24 protein-coding genes are annotated in these 23,646 nt (G+C 68.9%); 10 read left to right on the top strand and 14 right to left on the bottom strand.

Translation table 11 applies throughout. From position 1 onward, the window contains the following. Complete coding sequence (locus OHA18_RS34915; RefSeq protein ID WP_328999625.1) at positions 1–912, bottom strand: hypothetical protein; 912 nt, start codon at positions 910–912, stop codon at positions 1–3. A 106-nt stretch (positions 913–1,018) separates the two neighbouring features. Here OHA18_RS34915 and OHA18_RS34910 point away from each other — a divergent pair, with 106 nt between their 5' ends. From OHA18_RS34910 to OHA18_RS34895, 4 genes are all read left to right on the top strand, one after another. Next, positions 1,019–2,557 carry an ATP-dependent DNA ligase gene (locus OHA18_RS34910; protein WP_328999624.1) on the top strand — a complete coding sequence of 513 codons (1,539 nt, stop codon included), beginning with the start codon at positions 1,019–1,021 and terminating at the stop codon, positions 2,555–2,557. A gap of 3 nt (positions 2,558–2,560) precedes the next feature. Further along, positions 2,561–3,235 carry a class I SAM-dependent methyltransferase gene (locus OHA18_RS34905; RefSeq protein ID WP_328999623.1) on the top strand — a complete coding sequence of 225 codons (675 nt, stop codon included), beginning with the start codon at positions 2,561–2,563 and terminating at the stop codon, positions 3,233–3,235. Between the two features lie 198 nt (positions 3,236–3,433). Further along, on the top strand, positions 3,434–4,015 hold the full coding sequence (locus tag OHA18_RS34900; RefSeq protein WP_328999622.1) for an O-methyltransferase: 582 nt from the start codon (positions 3,434–3,436) through the stop codon (positions 4,013–4,015). A 44-nt stretch (positions 4,016–4,059) separates the two neighbouring features. Next, positions 4,060–4,929, top strand: a complete 870-nt coding sequence (locus tag OHA18_RS34895) for a helix-turn-helix domain-containing protein (protein WP_328999621.1) — start codon at positions 4,060–4,062, stop codon at positions 4,927–4,929. Here OHA18_RS34895 and ctaD read toward each other — a convergent pair. The 3 genes from ctaD to OHA18_RS34880 form a co-directional block, all read right to left on the bottom strand. Then, the gene (gene ctaD, locus OHA18_RS34890) at positions 4,926–6,530 is read right to left on the bottom strand and encodes an aa3-type cytochrome oxidase subunit I (protein WP_329006187.1); all 1,605 of its coding nucleotides are present in this window, start codon (positions 6,528–6,530) and stop codon (positions 4,926–4,928) included. The two genes, OHA18_RS34895 and ctaD, sit on opposite strands and share 4 nt — an antisense overlap. Positions 6,531–6,653: 123 nt before the next feature. After that, positions 6,654–7,454 (bottom strand): LLM class flavin-dependent oxidoreductase, encoded by an 801-nt coding sequence (locus tag OHA18_RS34885; RefSeq protein ID WP_328999620.1) that lies wholly within the window; start codon positions 7,452–7,454, stop codon positions 6,654–6,656. Next, positions 7,454–8,263, bottom strand: a complete 810-nt coding sequence (locus OHA18_RS34880; RefSeq protein WP_328999619.1) for an alpha/beta fold hydrolase — start codon at positions 8,261–8,263, stop codon at positions 7,454–7,456. The genes OHA18_RS34885 and OHA18_RS34880 overlap by 1 nt, the downstream gene beginning before the upstream one ends. A gap of 85 nt (positions 8,264–8,348) precedes the next feature. Here OHA18_RS34880 and OHA18_RS34875 point away from each other — a divergent pair, with 85 nt between their 5' ends. Beyond that, positions 8,349–9,221: a LysR family transcriptional regulator gene (locus tag OHA18_RS34875; RefSeq protein ID WP_328999618.1), complete on the top strand. Its 873-nt coding sequence runs from the start codon at positions 8,349–8,351 to the stop codon at positions 9,219–9,221. Here OHA18_RS34875 and OHA18_RS34870 read toward each other — a convergent pair. Beyond that, positions 9,218–11,221: a glycoside hydrolase domain-containing protein gene (locus tag OHA18_RS34870; protein ID WP_442914350.1), complete on the bottom strand. Its 2,004-nt coding sequence runs from the start codon at positions 11,219–11,221 to the stop codon at positions 9,218–9,220. The genes OHA18_RS34875 and OHA18_RS34870 overlap by 4 nt on opposite strands. Before the next feature lie 180 nt (positions 11,222–11,401). Here OHA18_RS34870 and OHA18_RS34865 point away from each other — a divergent pair, with 180 nt between their 5' ends. Together OHA18_RS34865 and OHA18_RS34860 are read left to right on the top strand one after the other, a co-directional pair. Next, positions 11,402–11,977: a TetR/AcrR family transcriptional regulator gene (locus tag OHA18_RS34865; protein WP_328999616.1), complete on the top strand. Its 576-nt coding sequence runs from the start codon at positions 11,402–11,404 to the stop codon at positions 11,975–11,977. Between the two features lie 54 nt (positions 11,978–12,031). Further along, positions 12,032–13,240, top strand: a complete 1,209-nt coding sequence (locus tag OHA18_RS34860) for a Cmx/CmrA family chloramphenicol efflux MFS transporter (RefSeq protein WP_328999615.1) — start codon at positions 12,032–12,034, stop codon at positions 13,238–13,240. On the opposite strand, the gene OHA18_RS34855 is transcribed toward OHA18_RS34860, so the two are convergent. Continuing rightward, positions 13,198–13,995 carry a TIGR02569 family protein gene (locus OHA18_RS34855; RefSeq protein WP_328999614.1) on the bottom strand — a complete coding sequence of 266 codons (798 nt, stop codon included), beginning with the start codon at positions 13,993–13,995 and terminating at the stop codon, positions 13,198–13,200. The genes OHA18_RS34860 and OHA18_RS34855 overlap by 43 nt on opposite strands. Before the next feature lie 108 nt (positions 13,996–14,103). On the opposite strand from OHA18_RS34855, the gene lexA reads away from it, so the two are divergent. Beyond that, the gene (gene lexA, locus OHA18_RS34850) at positions 14,104–14,757 is read left to right on the top strand and encodes a transcriptional repressor LexA (protein WP_328999613.1); all 654 of its coding nucleotides are present in this window, start codon (positions 14,104–14,106) and stop codon (positions 14,755–14,757) included. Here the strand turns inward: lexA and OHA18_RS34845 are convergent. Genes OHA18_RS34845 through OHA18_RS34825 form a run of 5 tightly spaced genes read right to left on the bottom strand, consistent with a single transcriptional unit; the run spans position 14,754 to position 18,368 of the window. Beyond that, a complete protein-coding gene (locus OHA18_RS34845) occupies positions 14,754–15,191 on the bottom strand; it encodes an SRPBCC family protein (RefSeq protein WP_328999612.1) in 438 nt (145 codons plus the stop codon). The genes lexA and OHA18_RS34845 overlap by 4 nt on opposite strands. A gap of 4 nt (positions 15,192–15,195) precedes the next feature. Next, positions 15,196–16,392, bottom strand: coding sequence for an acyltransferase family protein (locus OHA18_RS34840; protein ID WP_328999611.1), 1,197 nt, complete (start codon positions 16,390–16,392; stop codon positions 15,196–15,198). A 17-nt stretch (positions 16,393–16,409) separates the two neighbouring features. Next, complete coding sequence (locus tag OHA18_RS34835) at positions 16,410–17,597, bottom strand: RNA polymerase sigma factor (protein WP_328999610.1); 1,188 nt, start codon at positions 17,595–17,597, stop codon at positions 16,410–16,412. Then, positions 17,594–17,941, bottom strand: coding sequence for a YciI family protein (locus tag OHA18_RS34830; protein ID WP_328999609.1), 348 nt, complete (start codon positions 17,939–17,941; stop codon positions 17,594–17,596). Before OHA18_RS34830 ends, OHA18_RS34835 begins: the two co-directional genes overlap by 4 nt. 28 nt (positions 17,942–17,969) lie before the next feature. Continuing rightward, a complete protein-coding gene (locus tag OHA18_RS34825; RefSeq protein ID WP_328999608.1) occupies positions 17,970–18,368 on the bottom strand; it encodes a VOC family protein in 399 nt (132 codons plus the stop codon). An 84-nt stretch (positions 18,369–18,452) separates the two neighbouring features. On the opposite strand from OHA18_RS34825, the gene OHA18_RS34820 reads away from it, so the two are divergent. Continuing rightward, complete coding sequence (locus tag OHA18_RS34820; protein WP_328999607.1) at positions 18,453–19,076, top strand: class I SAM-dependent methyltransferase; 624 nt, start codon at positions 18,453–18,455, stop codon at positions 19,074–19,076. A 2-nt stretch (positions 19,077–19,078) separates the two neighbouring features. Here OHA18_RS34820 and OHA18_RS34815 read toward each other — a convergent pair whose 3' ends face one another. From OHA18_RS34815 to OHA18_RS34805, 3 genes are read right to left on the bottom strand one after another with little or no spacing between them, the layout of a single operon-like run. Then, positions 19,079–19,639 (bottom strand): hypothetical protein, encoded by a 561-nt coding sequence (locus tag OHA18_RS34815; protein WP_328999606.1) that lies wholly within the window; start codon positions 19,637–19,639, stop codon positions 19,079–19,081. A gap of 56 nt (positions 19,640–19,695) precedes the next feature. After that, a complete protein-coding gene (locus OHA18_RS34810; RefSeq protein WP_328999605.1) occupies positions 19,696–20,331 on the bottom strand; it encodes a response regulator transcription factor in 636 nt (211 codons plus the stop codon). Continuing rightward, complete coding sequence (locus tag OHA18_RS34805) at positions 20,328–21,647, bottom strand: sensor histidine kinase (RefSeq protein ID WP_328999604.1); 1,320 nt, start codon at positions 21,645–21,647, stop codon at positions 20,328–20,330. The genes OHA18_RS34810 and OHA18_RS34805 overlap by 4 nt, the downstream gene beginning before the upstream one ends. A 105-nt stretch (positions 21,648–21,752) precedes the next feature. On the opposite strand from OHA18_RS34805, the gene OHA18_RS34800 reads away from it, so the two are divergent. Then, positions 21,753–23,489, top strand: coding sequence for an ABC transporter ATP-binding protein (locus OHA18_RS34800; protein WP_328999603.1), 1,737 nt, complete (start codon positions 21,753–21,755; stop codon positions 23,487–23,489). The last annotated feature ends 157 nt before the right edge of the window (positions 23,490–23,646 follow it).

The raw sequence follows: 23,646 nt of genomic DNA, 5'->3' as shown, positions 1-23,646 counted from the left end.
TCACTCGCCGTTCAGCGGCGGGTCGACGAAGCTCGCCCAGCTGTAGTTCACCGGGTCGCCGAACGTGCCGGGCACCTTGCCGAGACTGTTGATGACCGTCGCGGTTCCGTTGGCGTGCCCAACGGCATACAGGTACGCCGAACCGGTGTCCTTGTCGATGCCGAGCAGCAGCGTGCCGTACTGACCGCACCGGGTGGTCAGCAGCGTCTCGAAGCCCTGCCAGGTGCTGGTCCGCACCGCTTTGACGATCGGCTTCATCGGCGAGGTGAGCGGGATCCGGATCGTGTAGAGCGCCCCGCCACGAGTCGTGGCCAGCAGCGTGTCGTACGTCGAGGTGCGGCTGATCAACGCGACTGTCTTCACGGCCGAGAATCCCGCGTACGAACCCGCCGCGCGCCAGACGGGCTTGCCGTTGTCCGAGCTGACGAACCACCGGTAGAGCACCCCGTCGTTGCGCAGGGCGTAGGTCCTGGAGTTACTGCCGGCGTCCGCCGTCCAGGACTTGGTGAGGGTGCGGAAGTCGCCCCAGCCGCCTCCGATGCGGGTCATCTGGTTGCTGACGACCTTCCCATCGGTCCCCTTCTGGGTGAGCAGGCCCCCGTCGTACAGAACTCCGCCGGTCACGACGGTGCCGGTCAGCGAGGTCTCGTCGCCGAAGTCGTCGTCCCAGACCCACTCGCTGCTCAGGGCGACAGTGCCGGCGAACGGCTGCTTCGCCATCGTGTCGACCGGCTTCACCGAGATCGGCGAGGTCGCGTTGACGTACTTGTCGACGAGGTCCTTGCCCGCGGTCACGGAGCCTGCCTGGATATAGCAAGCGCCGGCAGCCGGTGCAGCCGCCGCCGGGCTCATCGTGGTGAGGACGGGACCGGCCAGGAGCAGGCCGGCCGCCGCCGCGATCATGCGTCGCATATTTGTTCCCCCTTCGGTGCAGAGTTTCAGTCACTCTCATCGATGCCGGTGTCACTTCGAAAGTTGTGAAAGCCAACCTGTCGGTGCCATAGGCCAGACTGGATTCATGTTGCTCACCGAGGTGGTCGAGACGTCGGCCGCGCTGGCCGGGACCCGGTCGCGGCTGAAGAAGGCGGAGTTCATCGCCGGATTGTTGTCCAAGGCCACCGAACCGGCCGAGATCGAGATCGTGGTCACGTACCTGTCCGGTGAGCTGCGGCAACGCCGGACCGGCGTGGGCTGGCGGACGTTGGCGGACGCGCCGGAGCCGGCCGCGGAGCCGTCGCTGACGATCGAGGAGGTCGATCAGGCCTTCGCGGAGCTCGCCGAGATGTCAGGCGCCGGTGTGCAGGCCCGGCGCCGTGTCGCTGTCGACGGGTTGTTCGGTCGGGCGACGGCGGACGAGCAGTGGTTCCTGCGCCAGCTCGTCGGCGGTGAGCTGCGGCAGGGTGCGCTCGACGGGGTGATGGCGGACGCGGTCGCGCGGGCGACGGGGATTCCGCTGGACAAGATCCGGGCCGCCGCGATGCTGCGCGGGGCGGCCGCTCCAGTCGCTGTCGCCGTACTGACCGAAGGTGAGGCGGGACTGGCGCAGTTCGGGCTCGAGGTCGGGCGTGGCGTGCAGCCGATGCTGGCGCAGTCGGCGACCACGGTCGCGGAGGCGCTGACGAAGACGGGTGCGCCGGCGGCGCTCGAGTGGAAGCTGGACGGCATCCGCATCCAGGTGCATCGCGACGGCGACGAGGTCGTGGTCTACACGCGGACGCTCGACGACATCACGTCGCGGGTGCCGGAGGTGGTGAGCGCCGTGCGTGCGCTTGATGCCCAGCAGGTCGTGCTCGACGGTGAGCTGATCGCCTTGCGGCCTGATGGACGGCCGGAGGCCTTTCAGGTGACCGGGTCGCGGACGGCAACGCGCGCGGCGACCGGGCCGGAGTCGGTGCCGCTCACGCCGTACTTCTTCGACATCCTGCATCAGGACGGTCAGGACCTGCTGGGGCTCGACGGTGCCGCGCGGCAGGAGTGGCTGGCGAAGCTGCTGCCGGAAGAGCGGCGTGTGCCGCGGCTTGTGACCGACGACGCGGAGGCCGGGCAGGCGTTCTTCGCAGACGCGGTGCGCCGCGGACACGAGGGCGTCATGGTGAAGTCGCTGACCGTGCCGTACGAGGCCGGCCGGCGTGGGTCGGGGTGGGTGAAGGTCAAGCAGACGCACACGCTCGATCTGCTGGTGCTCGCAGCCGAGTGGGGGCACGGGCGACGGACCGGCTGGCTGTCGAACCTGCACCTCGGCGCGCGCGACGACGAGACCGGCGAGTTCGTCATGCTCGGGAAGACGTTCAAGGGGCTGACCGACGAGCTGCTCCGGTGGCAGACGGAGCGGTTCCAGGAGCTCGCCGTACGCCAGGACGACTGGGCTGTCTACCTGCGGCCGGAGGTGGTGGTCGAGATCGCGTTCGACGGCGTGCAGACGTCACCGCGATACCCGGCCGGGATGGCGTTGCGGTTCGCGCGGGTGGTTCGTTATCGCGAGGACAAGCGGCCCGCCGACGTTGATACGGTGCAGACCGTGCGTGCGATCCACCTCGGTCCGGACCTGGAGGCTTGAGTGATGAGTGAGGACCCAGACGTCGTGTCCAGGCGGATCGCCCGCGAGTCACTCGACCGCGACGACCCCACCGGCTGGTTCGAGCACCTGTACGCCGCAGCCGCCGAAGGGTCCGCCGTCGTCCCCTGGGACCGCGGCACGGCGCACCAGCTGCTGATCGACTGGATCGACGAATCGGCGCCCGACGGTGCCGGCAAGACCGCGCTCGTCGTCGGCGCCGGCACCGGCTGGGACGCCGAACTGATCGTCGACCGCGGGTTCGACACCACCGCGTTCGACATCTCCCCCACCGCGATCGAGACGGCCCACCGAAACCACCCGGATTCCAAGGCGCATTACATCGTCGCCGACCTCCTCGCTCCGCCCACCGACTGGCATCGCGCCTTCGACCTGGTCGTCGAGATCTACACCGTGCAGGCCCTGCCGATCCACCTACAACCCGCCGCCGTCAAACAGGTCACCGAACTGGTCGCCCCCGGCGGCACCCTCCTCGTCATAGCCGCCGCCCGCCCGGACGACCAACCCGACGAAGAGACCCAAGGCCCGCCGTGGCCCCTGACCCGCGCCACCATCCAGTCCTTCACCGCCCCCGACCTCCACCTGATCCAACTCGACCAGGCCCCCAGCCCCACCGACGCAACCATCCTCCGCTGGCGAGCCGAATACCTCCGCGACTAACAGAGCGGCTCGCCCGGCACCTCGGACCCGCAGGTGGTCGCACTACGTGACCGGCGAGGTTTCGTGGGTACGCCAACAAATGCCGGCGACCCGACCGGCTCGCAGCCGGGTGGGAGGCAAGTCGTGCGGTCGGCACGTGGTCGTACTACGGTGCTGCGGGCGGACTGATGAGTGCGGTCAACGACAGCTGGGGGTCGGATGGGTGAGTTGCCGGCGTTGGTGGTTCGGGCGCAGATGGCTGCTGCTGAGGTGGGGATGCCGTTGACGCGGGACGGGACCGGGCCGTCATGTTGTCTTCCGGGGGTGGGGCGGTTTCTGGCTGTGCTGGCTGCGGGATGTGTGGGCGGGATGATCGGGGAGATGGGGACGGGGGTTGGCGTCGGGGCCGCGTGGATGGCGTCGGCGATGCCTGCGGACTGTCGGCTCGTGACCGTCGAGATGGATCCGGTTCGGGTGACGGCGGCGCGGCGGGTGCTGGCGGACGAGTCCCGGGTGGAGGTCGTGCAGGGCGACTCGTTCGACGAGTTGGCGCGGCGGGCGCCGTTCGATCTGCTGTTTGTCGACGGTGGGCCGTCGGATCAGGTGGTGGACCTGGTGCGGATCGGTGGGCGGCTGGTGTTCGACGACGTGACTCCGGTGGCGGCTCTTCCGGCGGATTCGCCGTTCCGCACGAACGATCCCAAGCGGGACTTCTTCCTCGCGGACCCCCGCCTGGTAGCGACCGAAGTGGTACTTCCGGACCTGCGGAACTCACTGATGGTGGGCACCCGCGTGCAGTGAGATTGCATGGGAACATCTGTTCGAAAATCATGTAGACTCGGTTCATGGCGGGGCGAAGCGTGGTGGGGCCGACGGCGTTGCGGATGATGCTGGGCAGTCATCTGCGGGAGCTGCGTGAGCGCGCCGGAGTCACCCGGACCGACGCCGGCTGGGCGATCCGGTCCTCCGAGTCGAAGATCAGCCGGCTCGAGCTCGGTCGCGTCGGGTTCAAGGAGCGCGACGTCGCCGACCTCCTCACGCTGTACGGCGTGCACGACGCCCGCGAGCGTGATCGGCTGCTGGAGCTCGCCCGGGAGGCCAACGACCCAGGCTGGTGGCATCGGTACGGCGACGTCACGCCCGACTGGTTCGACGCGTATCTCGGGCTCGAGGCGACCGCCGAGCTGATCCGGACCTACGAGATCCAATTCATCCCGGGACTGCTGCAAACCGCGGAGTATGCACGCGCCGTGGCCCAGCTGACCTCGTCCGGAGCGCCGACCGACGTGGAGATCGAGAGGATCGTCGCGCTGCGGACCCGCCGGCAGCGGGTGCTGGATCGCGACCCGCCGCTCAAGCTCTGGGCAGTGATCGAGGAAGCAGTTCTGCATCGCCCGATCGGCGGGCCCGACGTGCTGCGCAACCAGATCGACGCCCTCCGCGAAGCCATCACCCGGCCGAATGTGACACTCCAGATCATCCCGCTCACGAGCACGGGCCACGCCGCGACCGGTGGCGCGTTCTCCTTGCTCCGGTTCCCACAACGCGACCTGCCCGACGTCGTCTACCTGGAGCACCTGACCAGCGCGCTGTACCTCGACAAGCGCGACGACGTCGAGGCGTACACCCAGGCCCTGGACCTCCTCGCGTCCACCAGCCCTTCGCCCCAACAGACCGAACACGAGCTGACCCGCCTACTGGCCGGCCTTCCCTAGACTTCGAGTTCTTCGGTCTGGTCACTCATCGCTATGTCTGGGTGATGCAGGTCGAATGCCGGAGACTCGGACCGGATCCGGGGCAGCTTCTCGAAGTTGTGGCGCGGCGGCGGACAGCTGGTCGCCCACTCCAGCGAGCGGCCCCAGCCCCACGGGTCCTCGACCTCGACGCGTGGGTTGCGCCGTGACTTGTACACGTTCCAGAGGAACGGCAGCGTCGAGATCCCGAGAATGAACGCGCCGACAGTCGACACCTGGTGCAAGGTCGTGAAGCCCTCGAATGCCTTGTAGTCCGCGTACCGCCGCGGCATGCCCTCGACACCCAACCAGTGCTGCACCAGGAACGTGGTGTGGAAGCCGATGAACAGCATCCAGAAATGCAGCTTCCCCCACCGCTCGTCCAGCATCCGTCCCGTCATCTTCGGCCACCAGAAATAGAACCCGGCGAACATCGCGAACACCACGGTCCCGAACACGACGTAGTGGAAGTGCGCGACCACGAAGTACGTGTCAGACAGCTGGTAGTCCAGCGCCGGCGAGGCCAGGATGATCCCGGTCAGACCACCGAACAGGAACGTCACGAGGAAGCCGACCGACCACAGCATCGGAGTGTCGAACGACACCGAGCCGCCCCAGATCGTCCCGATCCAGTTGAAGAACTTCACCCCGGTCGGTACGGCGATCAGGAACGTCATGAACGAGAAGAACGGCAGGTTCACCGCACCGGTGACGAACATGTGGTGCGCCCACACCGCGATCGACAAGGCCCCGATGCCGAGCGTCGCCGCGACCAGGCCGTAGTACCCGAAGATCGGTTTGCGGCTGAACACCGGCAGGATCTCGGTGATGATGCCGAAGAACGGCAACGCAATGATGTAGACCTCGGGATGCCCGAAGAACCAGAACAGGTGCTGCCACAGGATCGCGCCACCGTTGGCGGCGTCGAACACGTGTGCTCCCAGCGATCTGTCCGCCTCGAGCACCAGCAGCGCCGCCGCGAGAATCGGGAACGCGATCAGCACCAGGATCGATGTGACCAGGATGTTCCAGCAGAAGATCGGCATCCGGAACATCGTCATCCCCGGCGCCCGCATGGTGACGATCGTGGTGACGAAGTTGACGCCACCGAGGATGGTGCCGAGGCCCGCCATCCACAGACCCATGATCCACAGGTCACCGCCGATGCCCGGCGAGCGCACCGCGTTCGACAACGGCGCGTACGCCGTCCAGCCGAAGTCGGCCGCGCCGCCCGGCGTGAGGAACGCACCCAGCGTGATCAGGCCGCCGAACAGGAACAGCCAGTAGCTGAACATGTTCAGCCGCGGGAACGCGACATCGGGAGCACCGATCTGCACCGGCATGATCACGTTGGCGAACCCGACGAACAGCGGCGTCGCGAACAGCAGCAGCATGATCGTGCCGTGCATCGTGAACAGCTGGTTGTAGGTCTCTTCGTTGACGATCTGCAACCCCGGCTCGGCGAGCTCGGCGCGCATGATCAGCGCCATCACGCCCGCGATCAGGAAGAACATGAACGACGTCACGAGATACAACTGGCCGATCACCTTGTGGTCGGTGGTCGACAGGAGCCTGCCGATCACCTGCCCCAGTGGCCGCCGTCGGAGTCCGACAGCAGCCGGTCCGGTGCGCTCGGTGATCCCGGCCTGCCCGCTGACACTGGCCACCGTTCGATTACACACCTATGCATCCGAGAGCAACACCCCTCAGCGCGGAGGACCCGCCGCAATCACCGCGCGTACGTCGGCCAGTCGCAGTGTGGTCGGGTCGACGTCCATCAAGCACCAGGTGGCCCCCGCGGCGGCGTACGGACGTGGATCGGCCGACGGTTCGAGCGCAACAGCGATGTCGTAATCGGACAGGTCGCCGCGGAGTTCACGCAGTACGGCGACCGGCTCGGCGAGCTGATCCGGCGACGTGAGGTTGACCGGGAAGAACCCGTCGTACCGCGCCGCCCGCCGGATCGGCTTGGGGTTGCCCGGGAATCCGGCGATCCACAGCGGCACCCGTCCAGCCACCGGCCGGGGCAGGAACTGGACGTCGTCGACGAGGTAGTGCTTCCCGCGGTAGTGAACCGGCTCCCCCGTCCAGCCCGCCGTCAGGATGTCGAGCGTCTCGTCCATCCGCTCGGCCCGCGCCCGGTCGTCCACCTCCTCGCCGGTCTTCGAGTACTCCTGCGCGAACCGGTCGCTGCCCAGCCCGACCCCGAGCGTCAGCCGGCCACCCGACAGCCGGTCCAGCGTCGTTGCCTCACGCAACAGTTTGGTCGGCCGCCGGCGCGCGACCGGCGTCACCATCGGACCGATCCGCAGTCGTTCCGTCGCGGTCGCCATCGCGCTCATCGTGATCCAGGGGTCCGACACCTCGCGGACCGGCGGGCGCCACCAGAGCTGATCCCAGAGGAAGAACCCGTCCCACCCGGCCTCCTCGGTCGCCGCGGCGAGCCGCGCGACCTCCACCGGATCGGACAACTCGTCGAACAACGGCAACCAGATCGCGTACTTCATCATCGCTCCCCCAACTCGTCGACGAACGGCTTCCAGTACGGCGCCGACAGTCCATGCCCCATGCCGGCAAGCACCACGAGCCGCGCACCCGGTACTGCGTCACGCACTGCCTCACCGTGCGGCAACGGGAGCAACGGGTCGGCGTCCCCATGCATGACGACAACCGGGATCGCCAGGTCAGCGAAACCACCGTTGCGCGGGGAGTCGAACGTCATCGCGAAGTGATTCGTCAGCGAAGCCTCGTAGTCCTTCGCGCGAGCCATGTCCTGCCGCACCAGGTCCCGGGCGGAGGTCTCGTCGAAATGCCCCGCCGCCTCGGCCTCGATCGACCGTACGACGTACTCCTCGACCGCGACCCGATCGCCGAAGTCCGGCGTACCCAGCCGTGGCATCGAGGGCGATGGTGGTGGGAGACCCTCGTCGCCGGTGCTCGTGGACACGAAGGTCAGCGATGCGACGCGGGACGGGTGGTCGGCGCCGAGGATCAGCGCCGTACCGCCGGACATCGACTGCGCCACCACGTGCGCCCGTTCGATGCCGAGGGCATCGAGCAGGCCGACCGCGTCGGCGGCCAGGTCGCTCATCGCGTAGCCCGGATCGCCGACCGGGAACGACGCCGAGCGGCCGGTGTCGCGCTGGTCGTAGCGGATCACGAACCGCCCGCGGGCGGCGAGGCCGGTGCACAGCCGGCTGTCCCACCACAGCATCGAGGCCGTGGCGCCGTGGATCAGCAGGACGGCGGGATCGGCGGGATCGCCGTACGTCTCCGCGCAGAGTTCGATGCCGTTGACCGAGTAGAAGTTCTCCATACGAACGACCGTAGAAGCGCACATCGATCGTGAAAAGTGATTGCTTCTTATCGAAGCGATCGCCTCTGGCGATAGAGTGCGGGACATGTACGAGTTGCGCCATCTGGCGACGCTGGCTGCCGTCGCTGACGAGGGATCGTTCGGCCGGGCCGCGAGCAGGCTCGGCTACACCCAGTCGAGTGTCAGCCAGCAGATCGCAGTCCTCGAGAAGGCGGCCGGCGGTGCGCTGTTCGACCGTCCCGGCGGGCCGAAGCCGGTGCGGATCACTCCGCTCGGCGCTGTACTGCTGCAGCATGGCCGTGACCTGTTGCGCCGCGCCGACGAGCTCAGCGACGGGATCGAGCGGTTCCGTGCGGGCGACAGCCGGATCGACATCGGCACATTCCAGACCGTCTCGAACACGTTGCTACCGCAGGTGATTCGTGGACTCCGGGACGCGCATCCGGGCTGCGACATCCGGCTGTTCGAGGAGGAGACGGACGATCCGGATCTGACCGGGCTCGACCTGATGTTCTTCGACGGCCGCACCGACGACAGCATCGAGGACCTCAAACTGCTGGACGACCCGTACCTCCTGGTCGCGCGGCCAGGCGACTTCCCGGCCGGACCGGTCCCGCTGAAGACGCTCGACGCACTCCCGCTGGTCGCTCATCCCGCCATCTGCCACCAGGCCGTCGTCGAGGATTTCCTGCGTGCCCGCGACATCCGCCCGCAGTTCGTGTTCCGCACCGAGGGCAACCAGGCGCTGCTCGCGATGGTCCGCGCCGGCCTCGGTGCGGCCCTCGCGCCGCGTCTCGCCGTACTCCGGGACGACCCGAGCCTGATGCTGCACGAACTCACACCCGAGCTTCCGGCACGGGAGATCTTCTTGCTGTGGCAGGCCGGCCGCACGCACTCGCCGCTTGCGGCACACGCGATCGAACTCGCGCGGAGTGCGGCGGCCGGCCTCGCCAGTTAGCTGACGGTCAGCACCTTCGACGCGGTCTGCGTGCCCTGGTGGTCGGCGTCGGCCAGCCACACCACGCGGTACGTGTAGGTGCCGCGTGCGGTCGGCTTGACGCTGAACGCGTACTTCCCGTTCGACGTCAGCTTCCCGGTCGTCACCGCCACCCACGTCGTACCGGAGCGTCGCTGCAGGTACGCCGTCGTACCGGCGTGCGCCGGGTTCAGGTACCCGTACAGCAGCGTCGACGCACCCAGCTTGATCGCAGCCGGAGTGAGGTACGCCGACATCGCCGGATGTACCTGAACCAGCGGCGCAGTGCTCCGCGTCCCGAGCACGCCGGTCGCGCCGCTGTAGCCCCACATGTAGTACGTCGACACGGCCGGCTTCTGCGACGTCGAGGCGACCCCGCTGGCGTTTGTGGTGAACGATCCGACCGTCGACCACTTGCTGGCGTTCTTCGCCTTCGAGTACAGCACCGCCGGTACGCCGGCCAGCTTCACGCCGTCCAGCCGGCTCACCGCCGTCGACAGAGTGACCGCACCGGTGTACATGATCGAGGCCGCGCTCGCACCGATCGTCGCCTTCGACCCGATCAGCTTGACGTCGACGCCGGGACCGATCTTGCCCTTGCTGTCCTTCACCCAGGCGCGGTACGCGTAGCTGGCCGAGTTCGACAAGCCGGTCTGGGTGAACAGGCTGGCCGCACCGTTGTACACCGCCGTGCCGGACGTCGGCAATGCCGGCGGAGTCGACCCGACCGCGCTGCGAACCATGATCTGGCCCAGCGTGGTGCTGGCCGGCTTCGTCCACCGCAGCGTGGCCGCCGCGACCCCACCGGAAACGGTGAAGCTGCTGACAGGTGGCGGCGGGGCGGTCAGGTTCAGGTAGTTCTTGTCGATCGAGATCGTGACGCCGCCGTTGGTCTCACTCAAGCTGTCGTACTGGTGCACACGCTGGTGATTGCTCCAGTAGGTAGCCGGAACCGACATCGTGCCCGGCGTCTTGTTCCACTGGGCCATCCAGATGTTGTCCGGCCGCGTGTACGCCGTGCTCGCGTAACCGCTCACGAGGTCGGCACCTCCGTGCGCGGCGTTGACGTAAGCGCCTCCTACGTAACCCCGCGAGTTCAACTCCTGGGTCCAGCCACTCACATACGACAGCACCGCTGCCTTGCACGCCGCGGTCGACTCATACGGCTCGAGGTCGGTGTAGATGGCGCTGCGTTGCGCGAACCCGAGCGCCTGAGCTGCGGCGACCGCGTTGATCGCAGCGTTGCGGCCCTGGATCAACGCGGTTGACGCGACGGACGACATCCGGCTCTTGTACGTCGTGCAAGGCGCCTGGTAGCCGACGTCGATCAGGAGGAACTGCCAGCCCTTCGCTGCGTTCGTGGTCACCCAGTCAGCAGTCAGGTTCGGCTGCGCGCACGCACGGAGACCACCGCTGATGTAGATGCCGATCCCCTGATATTTCGGTCGCCACGCATCCATCGTGGATTGCGGCGGCGCAGTGCAGGCGTCAAAACCAGAGCCCGCGAAGTTGCCCGTAGCAACCACCGACGGGGTGACCGCGGCCGGCGCCGCGACCCGGGCCGACGGCGTCTTCGTCACCACTCGACCGGTGGCAAGCACGTCGCTCGCCGCACGCTCCGCACCCGGTGCGTAGTACGCGGTAGCGAGCACGCCGGCGTCGGTGACTGCACGCCGAAGCAGACCGTCGCTCGACGGTGTGGTCGTGGTCAGCGGCTCGAGGATCAGGCCGGAGCTGCGGCCGATGATGCGCGCCGGGCAGTTGGCCTGCGCCGTACTGCGGCCCAGGTACACGGCCGGCTGGTCGAGCCGGACGCAGGCGGCCGGGTCGGCGGTCAGGTCGACCACGGGCCAGTCGGCCGGGACGGTTACTTGGTAGCCGCGGTACGAAACAGTCTTGGTCTCGTCAGCGACAGCTGAGTTGGTCGCGGTGACGCCCGCCACCAGGGCGAGGGCGATTGCCAGCCCCCCAGGTCTGAACAACCTCACAGTGCTCCCCACTTGTTCGACGATCGAAGCCCCCAAGTGAAAGCGAGCACCTGTGCTCTTGTCGAAGAGCATCCGGCACTCGCCTCGATGGCCTGATGCTATCGACGCCGGTGGTTCAAACGTTCGTCGCCCCATTTTGTATCGATCAGTCCATAACGTGCTATGCTCGACAGCATGCCGAGACCGAGGACGTTCGACGAGGATCGCGCCGTCGATGCCGCGATGCGCGTGTTCTGGACGGCCGGCTACGAGGCGACCTCGACACAGGACCTGTGCGAGGCGACCGGGCTCGGCCGGAGCAGCATCTACAACACGTTCAACAGCAAGCGCGACCTGTTCGACCGGGCTCTGCGTCGGTACGTCGACCAGTTCACCGCTGTCCAGCTCGAGGTGATCGAGGACGCCGCCGTGCCGATCCGTGAGCGGGTCCGGCGGATCCTGTGGACCGCGGTCGAGCCGGAGCCGGACGATCCGGCCGGCTGTTTCGTGATCAACACGATCGTGGAGCTCGGCCCGAAGGACGCCGAGATCGTCGAGCTGCTCGACCGGGACCACGAAACGAAGCTGGCCGCGCTGGCCGATGCCATCCGGGCGGCGCAGACGGCCGGCGAGGTCGACCGGGAGCAGGACCCGACCGGACTCGCGACGTACGTCTTCACCGTTCTCGGCGGACTCCGGGTCGCCGCCCGGCGTGGAGCCGATCCGCAGAGCCAGCGCGCCGTCGTCGACGCGACCCTTCGCAGCTTCTAGGCGCTGACGCCTGCCCGCGTTTTGCACCGCTCGATCCAATATGAGAGGACATCCATGCCCCGCGCTGTCTATCTGCTCGGCCTGGCGATCTTCGCCCAGGGCACGTCCGAGCTGATGCTCGCCGGTCTGCTTCCTGGGATCGCGACCGACCTGGATGTGTCGATCCCCGCCGCCGGTCTGCTGATCTCCGCGTTCGCCATCGGCATGCTCGTGGGCGCGCCGATCCTGGCCGTCACCACCCTGCGGTGGTCCCGCCGCGCGGCGATGCTCGCGTTCCTGGTGATCTTCGCGCTCACCCACGTCGCCGGCGCCTTGACGTCGTCGTACGGCGTTCTGCTCGCGACCCGGGTCGCCGGAGCGTTCGTGTACGCCGGGTTCTGGGCGGTCGCTTCCGTGACCGCGATCGAGCTGGCCGGACCGGACGCTCGTGCCAAGGCGATGAGCATCCTGGCCGGCGGTCTCACCGTCGCCACCATCGTCGGCCTGCCGGCCGGAACGCTGCTCGGCCAGCACCTCGGCTGGCGGTCCGCGTTCTGGGCGGTCGCCGTACTGTCGGCGCTCGCCATCGTCGGCGTGGTTGCGACGATCCCGCGTGGCCGCTCGGAGAGCACTCCCCGGCTGCGTCACGAGCTGCGCAGCATGGCGAACCCGCAACTGTGGCTCGCCTACGGCACGACGGCGCTGTCGACCGGCGCGATCCTCGTGATCTTCAGCTACCTCGCTCCCCTGCTCACCGAGACGACCGGGCTGTCGGACGGCTGGGTGCCTGCGATCCTGGCCCTGTACGGCGTCGGCGCGCTGATCGGCATCACGATCAGCGGGCGAACCGCGGACCGGCGTCCATTCACCACGCTCGTCCTCAGCCTGACCGGGGTGATCGCAGCGGCGATCGTCCTTGCGCTCGCGACCGGAACGCCATGGCTCGCCGTACCGGCGATCATCGCGGTCGGGACGTTCGGGTTCGCGACCAACCCGGCGGTGAACTCGCGGGTGTTCAGCGTCGCCGGATCCGCGCCGACGCTGGCCGCGGCGTTCAACATCTCCGCGTTCAACGTCGGGATCACGGTCGGCCCGTGGCTCGGCGGGCTCGCCCTCGACGCGGGCGCCGGCTATCCGTCGGTGGGCTGGATCGGGGCCGGACTCGGAGTACTTGCCTTCGGCACCATCCCGCTGGCGGTCCGGGCCGCCGGTCGTGCTCGCGCCGACCGGTCGGGGGCGGATCAGCCGGCGTACGAGAGCGCGAGTTCGATCACCGGCGCGTAACCCGAGCGCCGGGCCTCGGTCCAGGTCGCGGCGCCACCGGCGAGGTCGTCGGTCGTCATCCGATAGAGCAGCGCGCGGATCAGCATCTGACCCCACTCCGGCAAATGCGACCACCGAGCCGCGAGGGCCGGTTCAGCGCCGTACCAGCACAATGCATCGGCAACCGCGACCGCCGATGCCCAGGACGGTGGGCGCCAGTACACGGGCCAGTCGATGATCGCCGGCGGCAGCCCGTCGGCGAACATCACGTTCCCCGGTAGATCCCCGTGCACTACCTGCGCCACCAGGTCGACCGGCTTCCACGCGGCGACGAGCGGACCGGCGAGTTCGACGTACGCCGGACTGCCGTCGATCGATTGCTCACCCCAGGCAACCCGATCGCCGTTGGACCAAGGATCGTCCAGCGCATCGAGGAAGTCCGGCCGCGGCAACCCGGCGACGGTCGCATGGAACGCCTCGGCGGCTCTCAGGACCTCATCTTGTCGTCGGACGTCGGTCGCACCGGCCAGCAGCTCAGTGCCCTCCCACCCGAAGGCGACCCATTCGCCAGTCCGGCTCCGCACCGGCCGAGGCACCCGGAACTCCTCGGACTCGGGCAACCCGGCCAGCACCCCAGCCCGCCAGGCGCTCTCCGAAACGGCGCGCTTCAGCACGACGTCTCCGGATCGCCAGGTCTCCCCCTGACCGCCCGGCAGCAGGACGGCAGGCTCCGCCAGCCCGAACGCATCGAGGACTTCAGTCGAAGGACCAACCATGCCCGCACCCTGCCATCACCAGGGCGCGGGCTTCATCAGGTTTTCGGGACCGAGCACCACCGCGGGTCGGAGCGCGGTCGCCGGGCGGCATCGCCGTAAGGTTGCGCAGTGACTGATCTCGACCTGTTCGGCGACCTCGACACCGCCGCCCTTCCGGAGCGGCAGCAGCGGATCCTGGTGGTGATCCGGGACTGGGTGACCCGGCACGGGTATCCGCCCAGCAGCCGGCAGATCGGCGACGCGGTCGGGCTGCGCTCCTCGTCCTCGGTCTCGAAGCACCTGGCCAGCCTCGAGGACAAGGGCTTCCTGCGCCGCAGTCCGTCGGTGTCGCGGCCGATCGACGTCCGGATGTTCCTGCAGGAGACGAGCAGCCGGGACACGAGCGGCGACAACGTGCCGGTGCCGGTGGTCGGTGACATCGCGGCCGGTACGCCGATCTCCGCGGTCGAGCACGTGGACGACGTACTGCAACTCCCCCGCGGGCTGACCGGGCGGGGGAACGTGTTCGGGCTGCGGGTCCGCGGCGAGTCGATGATCGACGCCGCGATCTGCGACGGCGACATCGTCGTGGTCCGTCAGCAGTCCGAGGCGCATTCCGGCCAGATCGTCGCCGCGATGATCGACGAGGAGGCGACGGTGAAGGTCTACCGCCGCCGCAACGGCCACGTGTACCTCGAGCCGCGCAACCAGGCCTACGAGGTCATCGACGGCGACAACGCGGCCATCCTCGGCATCGTCGTGTCGGTACTCCGCAGCGTCTAGCGCTCCAGGTTGCTCTTCAGGCGGGCCATGTTCCGCACCATCTCCTTGCGGGACTGCGGAACGACCATCAGCGGGACGAGCAGCCTCCCGATGCCGTGCCCCTCGAAGTCGAGGTCGATCGTCACCGTGCTCGCGTCCCGGCCGGCGACCGGCTCGACGGTGACCTTGACGGTGGAGCGGATCGGTCCCTCGTCCCCGTGCACCGCCCAGGTGCGCGGCGGGTCGAACTCCGTCAGCCGCGAGGTCACGTCGCGTTCGCGGCCGCCGATCTTGCGGCGGGTGCGGCACTTGGCCCCGACGACCGGTTCACCGCCTTCGAGGTGCCCGCCGGTCACGTTCTGCTGCCACTCGGTGAAGTGGTTCGGATCGGTCACGTACGCGAACACGTCAGCGGCCCGCCGCTCCACCTCGACCTTCGTCACGATCGTTCCCATTGCCTCAGTCTCCTCCTCCATCGGTGGCCTTCGACTTGTTGACGAACGGCGCGTCCGCCGATTCGACAGGCTTGACCCGCTTCACACCGAACAGGACCGGGATCCCGGGGACGGCCGACAGGGTCCACGCCAGTACGGCGGACACGACGAAGGCGGACGGAAGCAGCACGGCGTACTTCGTCCCGATGCCCGCGTCCCAGCGGGCCACGAAGTACGCGATCGCCAGGATGACCGGCTGATGGACGATGAAGTACGGCATCGCGGCGCGGGCCAGCCGGGTAGGCAGCGCGCGCTGGAACGCGGGCGCGCGCATCCCGAATCCAAGCACGGCGACCAGCCAGCCCCAGACCGCGAACGTGATGAGCGGCGAGTACCACAGGTACTTCCACGAGTACCCGGGGTCCGGCCACCAGCCCTCGAGGAAGTCGATGATCCCGGTGAGTACGCCGATCACGAAGGCGCCGATGCCGAGGATCAGTCCGGGTACGGCGTCTCGTCGTACCGCTGCCAGCAGCCGCTCGTCGGACATGACCAGATACCCGACGACGAAGAAGTCGAAGAAGAACACGAACTCGCCCCAGCCATGATCCGGCCCCGGTGCGGCGAGCAGCAGCAGATGCACGGGGACCAGCGGTACGGCGAGGAGCAGGATCGAACCGCGCCGCCGGCATCGACGCGCGATCCAGTCCGTCCGGCCGCGCAGGACCATGAACAACGGCAGGCCGAGGATGGCGAACTGGATCAGGTAGACGAGGAACCAGAGGTGGTACGTGTCGCGCAACCACAGCGGCGCATGCCCGCCGAGGTCGCTGAAGAACGTCCGCACGTCACCGAAGAACGACTGCGTGGACCGACCTTTGTGGTGCTCCTCGATGAAGTACTGCAGCGGCGACAGCAGCACGTACGCGACGGCGAACGGGACGAGCAACCTCAGCGAGCGCTCTCTGAGGAACTGCGTTGCGGTCCGCCGACGCAGCGCCAGCCAGGACGCGGCGCCGGAGATCATGAAGAAGAACGCCAGCCCCCACAGACCGAGGAAGGCGATCGCGGTCGAGATCCCCTCGCTGGTCTGCCCGTTCTTCACGTGCCAGTCGCCGTCGTCGAACGGCCGCAGGGTGTGGAACACGAACACCCCGCACACCGCCAGCACCCGCAACCAGTCGAGAAACCACAACCGTTCGCCCCGCCCCTGAGCTCCCATGGAGCAAGGATGCTGGCTCAGCGGGCCAGGCGCTCGCGCAACAGGTCGAGTTGCGCCGGATTGGCCGTCAGCGCCGCGGCCCGTTCGTCGGCGACATGTGCTTCGGCGTCGCGGCCGAGGTCGCGGAGGAACTGGGCCCGGGTCGCGTGGAACAAGGGATACGTGTCGAGTGCCAGCCGGTCGAGCTCCGCGAGGGCGACCGCCGAACCCTCGACGAAAGAGAGCGCGACCGAACGGTGCAGGCAGGTCACCGGACTCGGCTGCAGGGTGAGGAGCATGTCGTACAGGACGAGGATCTGCCGCCAGTCGGTCTCGCCCCAGGTCGGCGCCTCGCTGTGGCACGCGGCGATGGCGGCCTGCAACTGGTACGGGCCGGGCGCGTGGTGACGGTGCGCGGCCCGGGTCAGGAGGGTCGTCGCTTCGGCGATCGCGATCTGGTCCCAGAGAGCGCGATCCTGGTCCTCGAGCAGGACCAGCTCGCCGGCCGGCGTGAAGCGGGCCGCCGTACGGGCTCGATGGAGGCGGATCAGGGCGAGCAGTCCGGCGACCTCGGGCTCGTTGGGCAGCAGGCCGTGCAGTAGGGCGGTGAGCCATTCGGCGTCGTCGACCAGGTCGCGGGAGTGCGCACGTTCCGCCGTACTGGAGAGGTAGCCCTCGTTGAAGAGCAGGTAGATGACGGTCAGTACTTCGGTGAGGCGGTCGGGCAGCTCGTCGTCGCGCGGGATCCGGTACGGGATGCCGGCGTCGGTGATCTTGCGCTTCGCGCGGGTGATGCGTTGCGCGACGGCCGATTCCGAGGCCAGCAGGGCGGCCGCGATCTGTGCGGTCGTCAGGCCGCACACCACCCGCAGCGTGAGCGTGACCTGTGCCTCGCGGGCGAGCGCCGGGTGGCAGCAGGTGAAGATCAGCCGCAGCCGGTCGTCCGGCGGAGGCTGTACGGGATGTTCGAACGCGGCCAGCTTGCTGCGGTAGTTCTGCTGCCGACGGAGTACGTCGAGTCCGCGGCGCTTCGCGACCGTGAAGAGCCAAGCGTCCGGCCGGTCGGGCACACCCTCGACCGGCCAGCGCTTCAGGGCGATCTCGACCGCGTCCTGGACCAGGTCCTCGGCCGCCGAGAAGTCACCGAGCAACGACACCAGTGCGCCGGCCAGCCGGCCCGCGTGGTCACGCACCACGCGAGCCAACTCGTCCTCGGTACTACTCACATCTCTGCCACCGGACGGATCTCAACCACCGGGCAGGCGGGCCAGGTCTTCACCATCCGCAGCGCCTCGTCCAGGTCCGCGACGTCGATCTCGGTGAACCCGGACACGACTTCCTTGCCCTCGATGAACGGACCATCGGTGGTCATCGCCACCCCGCCGTCCAGCCGGACCGTGGTCGCGGTCTCCGCACCCTGCAGCTTGTTGCCGCGGTCGGTGATCTTGTCCCGGTGGTCGTCGAACCACTGGTACACCCGCCGGTACGCCTCCTCCCGCTCGGCCGGCCCCATCGCCTCGAACTCCTTCACGTAGTCCTCGGTCTCGATGAACATCAGCACGTACTTCACACCCGAACCTCCTTCCGGACAGTCTTGCTCAGGAGGCGGCCAGGTTGGCGTAGAGATCGACACCGTTCCCGGACGGATCCGCGACGGTCGCGTAACGCATCCCCCACGGCGCGTCGTACGGCTCCTGCAGCCCCGTCACGCCGGCTGCGACGAGTTCGGCGTACTTCGCGTCGACCTCGGCCGCACTGTCGTACTCGACGGTCAGGAACACTCGGCCGAGCTTCGGCGGAGTCCAGTGCGCGGTGGTCTTGCTGCGCATCTCGTCGGTGTCGAGCATCAGATGCAGCCCGTTCGGCAGGTCGCAGCCGGCGTGGTCGTCCGGCATGTACTGGTCCCGCACGAACTCGAGGTCGAGCCGGCGGTAGAACTCGATCGCGCCGGCGAGGTCGGACACGACGATGTCGATGATCTTCACGGTGGTTGGCACTGCTGACTCCTTCTGGTGACGAACATGGTCACTCAGCAGACGATCGGCATCCCCGGCGATCCGACACTCTGACATCGTTGGCGCATGAAGCGGCCGATCTTCGCCCGGATGTATGCGCGAGTCCGCCCCGCCATGGACCGGGAGGGCGCGGCCGGGCACCGACTCCGACTGCTGGCCGGGGCGGCCGGTCGCGTGGTCGAGATCGGCGCCGGCGACGGCGGCAACTTCGCGCACTATCCGCCGGAAGTCGTCAGCGTTCTCGCCGTCGAGCCGGAGCCGTACCTGCGTGCTCAAGCCTTGCAGAACGCCGCAGCGGCACCGGTCACGGTCGAGGTTGTCGACGGTACGGCGGAGCGGCTGCCGGCTGCTGACGCGTCAGCTGACGTGGTCGTGGTGTCGCTCGTGCTGTGCTCGGTGCCGGACCAACAGGTGGCGCTGGCCGAGGCGGCTCGGGTACTGCGTCCGGGCGGGGAGCTCAGGTTCTACGAGCATGTCGCCGCGGACGGGGGCCGGCTGGAGACGGTGCAACGGCTCGCGGACGCGACGACGATCTGGGCACTGTTCGCGGGCGGTTGTCAGGTGCATCGTGACACCGCGGCGGCGATCGAGGCTGCTGGTTTCGTGATCGAGGAGATCGACCGCTTCGACTTCCCACCTGACCGGGCGAACCCGGCGCGTCCGCACATCCTCGGCCGGGCCCGGCGCTGAGCTCAGTTGTGGTTCGGGCCGTCGTCCGAGGAGGACTTGCCGGATCCGGACTTGCCTGAGTCGTCCCCACCGGAGCCGTGCGTCCCCGAAGTCGGCGCTGTGGTCCGGCCGGTGGTCGATGTACCGGAGCTGGTGGTGGACTTGCCGGGCCTGGCGCGGTCGCCGCCCTTGTCGTCGCCGGGCTCGGTTGTGCTCGTGGAGTTCGGGGTGCGGGTGCGGTCGCCGCCGTGGTCGTCCGTGGTCTTTGTCGGGGTCGGGGTGACGCGCTCGCTCTGCGGGGTGATGGTCTCGGGCGGCGGGAACCACAGCGGCGCCGGCGAGTGGCCCGGCGTACCGGGGTCGAACGCCGACCACACCGCCGTACCGCCGGCTACCAGGCCGGCTGCCGCGACGACGCCCAGCAGACCGGTGCCTGCCCACGCGAGATAGCGCCGGGTGCGTCGTGGACTCGCATCATCGGCGCGACCGGCGTGAAGCACGACGGGGCGTCGACGCGCGTCGGCTGCACCAGAGGCGCTGTGCGCCTGTCCAGCGCTCCGCGCGTCACCCGCCTGATCGTCCATGGTTCGATCGTGTCGCAACCAGCGGACCCGGCACCATCGGACCTTGGTACTAGTACCTAGTTGTCGCGGTCGCCGCGGCGCTGGCGTTGGGCCCAGAGGGCGGCTTGGGTGCGGTCGGTGACGCCCAGGCGCTGGTACACGTTGGTCAGGTGCGCCTTGACCGTGCGCTCGCTGATCCCGAGCCGCCGGGCGATCGTCTTGTTGGGCAGGCCGGCGCCGACCATGTCGAGCACCTCCTGCTCGCGATCGGTCAGCTTCGTCTCCGGCCCGGGCGAGCGCCGGTTCGTCAGCAGCACCCGCGCCGCCTTCGGATCCAGCGGCGAACCACCGGACACGATCTCCCGGATGCCGGCCAGGATCACCTCGGGCTCGCTGTGCTTCAGCAGGTATCCCTCGGCTCCGGCCTGCAGCGCATCCAGGATCCGCGCCTGATCGCTGAACGACGTCAGCACGAGCACATGGACTTCGGGCGACGCCGACACGATCCGCTCGGTCGCGGAGATCCCGTCCGTGCCGGGCATCGACAGATCCATCAGTACGACGTCCGGCCGCAACTCCGCCGCCATCGTCGCCGCCTCGGCCCCGTCACCGGCGGCGCCGACCAGCTCGATGTCATCCGCCGTACCGAGCAGCTGCGACAACCCAGTCCGGACGATCGCATGGTCATCGGCAATCAGCACCCGGATCGTCACACCGGCACCTCGGCTTCCACCCGTGTCCCCTGACCGGGCGCGGCCCGGACCGTCAGCGTGCCACCCGACTCCGCGAGCAGGTCGCCGATCGAGCGTAGCCCGAGGTGCCCGTCGCTGCTGCGCTCGCCGAGCCGCGACTCGTCGAATCCACGCCCGTCGTCATCGACGATCAGCACCCCACGCCCATCCACCCGGCTGGCCTTGATCAGCACCTCGCCGGCTCCGCTGTGCGCGGCGACGTTCCGCACGACTTCCTGCGCAGTACGGAACAGCAACGCGGCTACGGCCGCGGGCAGGTCCTCCGCGCCGTCGGTCTCCAGGCGCACCTCGATCCCCGTCCGCTCCAGGCTCGCCGCCAGTTCGGCCAACGCCGATGTCAGGCCTTCCTCGGCGAGGTTCGGCGGATAGATGTCGACCAGCAACGACCGGAGCGATCCGATACTCGCCCGCAGCCGGCTCGCGCTGTCCGCGATCAGCTCCGCCCGCTGCCCCTCCGTCGGATGCCCGAGCCGCATGGCGTCCAGTGCGTAGTTCAACCCGGTCAGCTCCTGTACGACGCCATCGTGCAACTCCCCCGCGATCCGCCGGCGCTCCGCGTCCGACGCGTCGACAGCGTGCTGCAGCAACCGCTCCCGATCCCGCTGCTGCCGCTGCACCCGCCGGGCCAGCGACCACGCGAACGGAATCTGCACCAGCTCCAGCACGAGCAACGCCCCGAGCGAAGGCGGCGCGAACCGCTGCCACGCGGCCTGTCCCGCCTCGGTGACCGCTTGGTACTGGAAGTACGCCTCGAACAGCATCGGCTCCCCGTTCGTCCCGCGGACTCCGACGTACACCTCGAGCAGCTTCTTGTACGGGATCTCGAACTTGTTCTCCGGCCGGCTCAGATCGCTGACCTCGGACGCGCTGCTGCCCTGCCGCTGGAGCGCTTCCTGCTCCTCGGGGCCGAGCGGGAACTGCTGACCGATCAACCGCGGCTCGTCCGAGTACACGATCCGCCCGTCGGCGTTCCACAACTTCACCCGGACCAGCGACCCCTGCAGCACGTACTTCCGCATCGCCTCGTCGAACGCCGTGAGCGCGGCTGGCTGCCCGGCGATCACCGCCGCGTCCAGCCGGGGCTCGACCACTCCCCGCGCGGTCACGTACGTCACCTGCCGTGCTGACTCGGTCGCCTGCTCGATGCCGGCCTGCCGCGCGACGAACGCGATCAGCGCGGCCAGCGAGAGCAGCACGATCAGCCCGGCTGCTGTGAACCGCACCAGCAGCCCGACCGTCGAGATCGGACCGCGGTCCGCACGTCGGAGTCTCCCCATGCCTGGGATCGTAGGGTGCGGCCACCTCCGGGCGGCAGCCCGACAACGGTCCTAGTACCAAGGTGCACTACCGAAGCCGACCAGCCGGCGACGAGCGTGGTCGGCATGAAACTTCCGCTGTCGCTCGCAGTCGCCGGGCCTGCCGCACGAGTGGAACTACCTGCACTCGCCGCCGCGGCCGGCCTCGTCGTACTGCGAGTCGGCGCGGTCCTGCTCCGTCCCTGGCCGCTCGCTCTAGCTGTGGACCATGCGCTGAACGCGCCCGCGGACCCCGCCACTGCCGTGAGCCCGGCCCGGGAAGCGGGCTTGGCCGGGCAACTGGCCGCCCACCCCGTCCTGGTGCTGGCCCTGGCGGCCGCGGGCAGCGTCATCCTCTCCGCTGTCGTCGGCCTGCTCGACATGGCGAGCCTGCGAACGGTCGAGGGTGCCGCCGAGCGGATCGGCGCCTCGCTGCGAGCGACGATGTTCCAGCGCACGATGACGCGCTCGCTCCGCTGGCACGACCGGATGCGGAGCGGCGAGCTGGTCTCGCGGCTCACCACCGACGTCGGCCGCCTCCTCGACGCGGTCGTCGCAGTGACCACATCCTTCCTGCCGGACGCGGTGATGCTGGCCGGCGTACTCGCGCTGCTCGTCGCGTTCGACCCCGAGCTCGCGCTGATCGGACTCACCGTGGCGCCGGTTCTCGCCGTACTCGCGGTCCGGCAACGCCGGCGGATCCGGGTCGCACAGCACGACGCCCGGACCGAGTCCGGACGGTTGGCCGGGGCAACGACCGACCTGCTCCGCAACGTCCGCGCGGTGCAGGCGTTCGGCCGGATCGACCGCGCCGCCGCGATCTTCGGCACCCGGAACCGCGCCGTCCTCGACGTCGAGCTCCGCGCCATCGACGTGGACGCCCGCTGGACCCCGATGGCCGACATCGTCCTCGCAATCGGCGCCGCTGTGGTCCTGGTCGTCGGCGGACGACACGTTCTGACCGGTGCCCTCAGCGTCGGCGAACTCCTCGTCGTCCTCGCGTACCTCCGCGACCTCTACTCCCCCGTCCGCGGCCTGACCCGGCTGTCCGTCGTACTCGCCAAGGCCGGAGCCAGCGCCGCCCGCGTCCGCGAGGTACTCGACTGCGACGAGGCCGTCGAGGATCGGTACGACGCCCGCCCGGCGCCCCGGCTGCGCGCCGGCATCCGGTTCGAGCGAGTGTCCTTCGGCTACGAACCGGGGCGACCGGTCCTCGACCACTTCGACCTCGACATCACAGCCGGTGAGACGATCTGCCTGCTCGGCCCGAGCGGGATCGGCAAGAGCACCACACTCCACCTGCTGCTCCGCCTGTACGACGTCGACGCCGGGCGGATCCTGATCGACGGGGTGGACCTGCGGGACTGCGACCAGCGCAGCCTGCGCGACCGGTTCGCCTTCGTCCCGCAGGACCCGTGGCTGCTGGACGCGACGGTCGCCGAGAATATTGCCTTCGGCAACCAGAACGCGACCCGCGCGGGGGTGATCGCGGCCGGCCGGACCGCGCTGGTGGACGAGTTCGCCGACCGGCTGCCGTTCGGCTACGACACGCCGCTCGGCGAAGGCGGCGTACGGCTCTCCGGCGGTCAGCGCCGCCGGGTCGCGCTGGCCCGCGCCGCGGTCTCGCCTGCGCCGATGGTCCTGCTCGACGAACCGACCGCCTCGCTCGACCCCGTGTCGGCGGCCGCGGTCATCAAGGCCATTCGAGCGATCACCAGTGGCACCGCGCACCGAACGGTCCTGATGGTCACCCATGATCGCGACCTGGCGGCGATCGCCGACCGGGTCGTCACCCTCGACCGCCAACTCGCCGGAAGGAGGTGAATCTCATGCGTATCAAGCCTGTCATGCACCACGGACGGTCCCGTAGCCGGTCCCGTTCGCGCAGCCGCAGCCGTTCCCGCAGCCGCTCGCGCGGCTGACCCACCAGCCTGCCGCCGGGTGAACACCCGGCGGCAGGCTTCACCCGACGGAGACCGAT

The sequence above is a fragment of the Kribbella sp. NBC_00709 genome (genome assembly GCF_036226565.1).
In the GTDB taxonomy this organism is placed as follows: Bacteria; Actinomycetota; Actinomycetes; order Propionibacteriales; family Kribbellaceae; genus Kribbella.
Note: the sequence above shows the minus strand (reverse complement) of the source record. Positions and strands in the feature narration are given on the sequence as shown.

Bases quoted from the DNA above. Each gene is read 5' to 3' on its own strand.
- OHA18_RS34915 (WP_328999625.1), bottom strand. From the start codon at position 912: ATGCGACGCATGATCGCGGCGGCGGCCGGCCTGCTCCTGGCCGGTCCC.
- OHA18_RS34910 (WP_328999624.1), top strand. From the start codon at position 1,019: ATGTTGCTCACCGAGGTGGTCGAGACGTCGGCCGCGCTGGCCGGGACC.
- OHA18_RS34905 (WP_328999623.1), top strand. From the start codon at position 2,561: ATGAGTGAGGACCCAGACGTCGTGTCCAGGCGGATCGCCCGCGAGTCA.
- OHA18_RS34900 (WP_328999622.1), top strand. From the start codon at position 3,434: ATGGGTGAGTTGCCGGCGTTGGTGGTTCGGGCGCAGATGGCTGCTGCT.
- OHA18_RS34895 (WP_328999621.1), top strand. From the start codon at position 4,060: ATGGCGGGGCGAAGCGTGGTGGGGCCGACGGCGTTGCGGATGATGCTG.
- OHA18_RS34885 (WP_328999620.1), bottom strand. From the start codon at position 7,454: ATGAAGTACGCGATCTGGTTGCCGTTGTTCGACGAGTTGTCCGATCCG.
- OHA18_RS34880 (WP_328999619.1), bottom strand. From the start codon at position 8,263: ATGGAGAACTTCTACTCGGTCAACGGCATCGAACTCTGCGCGGAGACG.
- OHA18_RS34875 (WP_328999618.1), top strand. From the start codon at position 8,349: ATGTACGAGTTGCGCCATCTGGCGACGCTGGCTGCCGTCGCTGACGAG.
- OHA18_RS34865 (WP_328999616.1), top strand. From the start codon at position 11,402: ATGCCGAGACCGAGGACGTTCGACGAGGATCGCGCCGTCGATGCCGCG.
- OHA18_RS34860 (WP_328999615.1), top strand. From the start codon at position 12,032: ATGCCCCGCGCTGTCTATCTGCTCGGCCTGGCGATCTTCGCCCAGGGC.
- OHA18_RS34855 (WP_328999614.1), bottom strand. From the start codon at position 13,995: ATGGTTGGTCCTTCGACTGAAGTCCTCGATGCGTTCGGGCTGGCGGAG.
- OHA18_RS34845 (WP_328999612.1), bottom strand. From the start codon at position 15,191: ATGGGAACGATCGTGACGAAGGTCGAGGTGGAGCGGCGGGCCGCTGAC.
- OHA18_RS34840 (WP_328999611.1), bottom strand. From the start codon at position 16,392: ATGGGAGCTCAGGGGCGGGGCGAACGGTTGTGGTTTCTCGACTGGTTG.
- OHA18_RS34820 (WP_328999607.1), top strand. From the start codon at position 18,453: ATGAAGCGGCCGATCTTCGCCCGGATGTATGCGCGAGTCCGCCCCGCC.
- OHA18_RS34815 (WP_328999606.1), bottom strand. From the start codon at position 19,639: ATGGACGATCAGGCGGGTGACGCGCGGAGCGCTGGACAGGCGCACAGC.
- OHA18_RS34805 (WP_328999604.1), bottom strand. From the start codon at position 21,647: ATGGGGAGACTCCGACGTGCGGACCGCGGTCCGATCTCGACGGTCGGG.
- OHA18_RS34800 (WP_328999603.1), top strand. From the start codon at position 21,753: ATGAAACTTCCGCTGTCGCTCGCAGTCGCCGGGCCTGCCGCACGAGTG.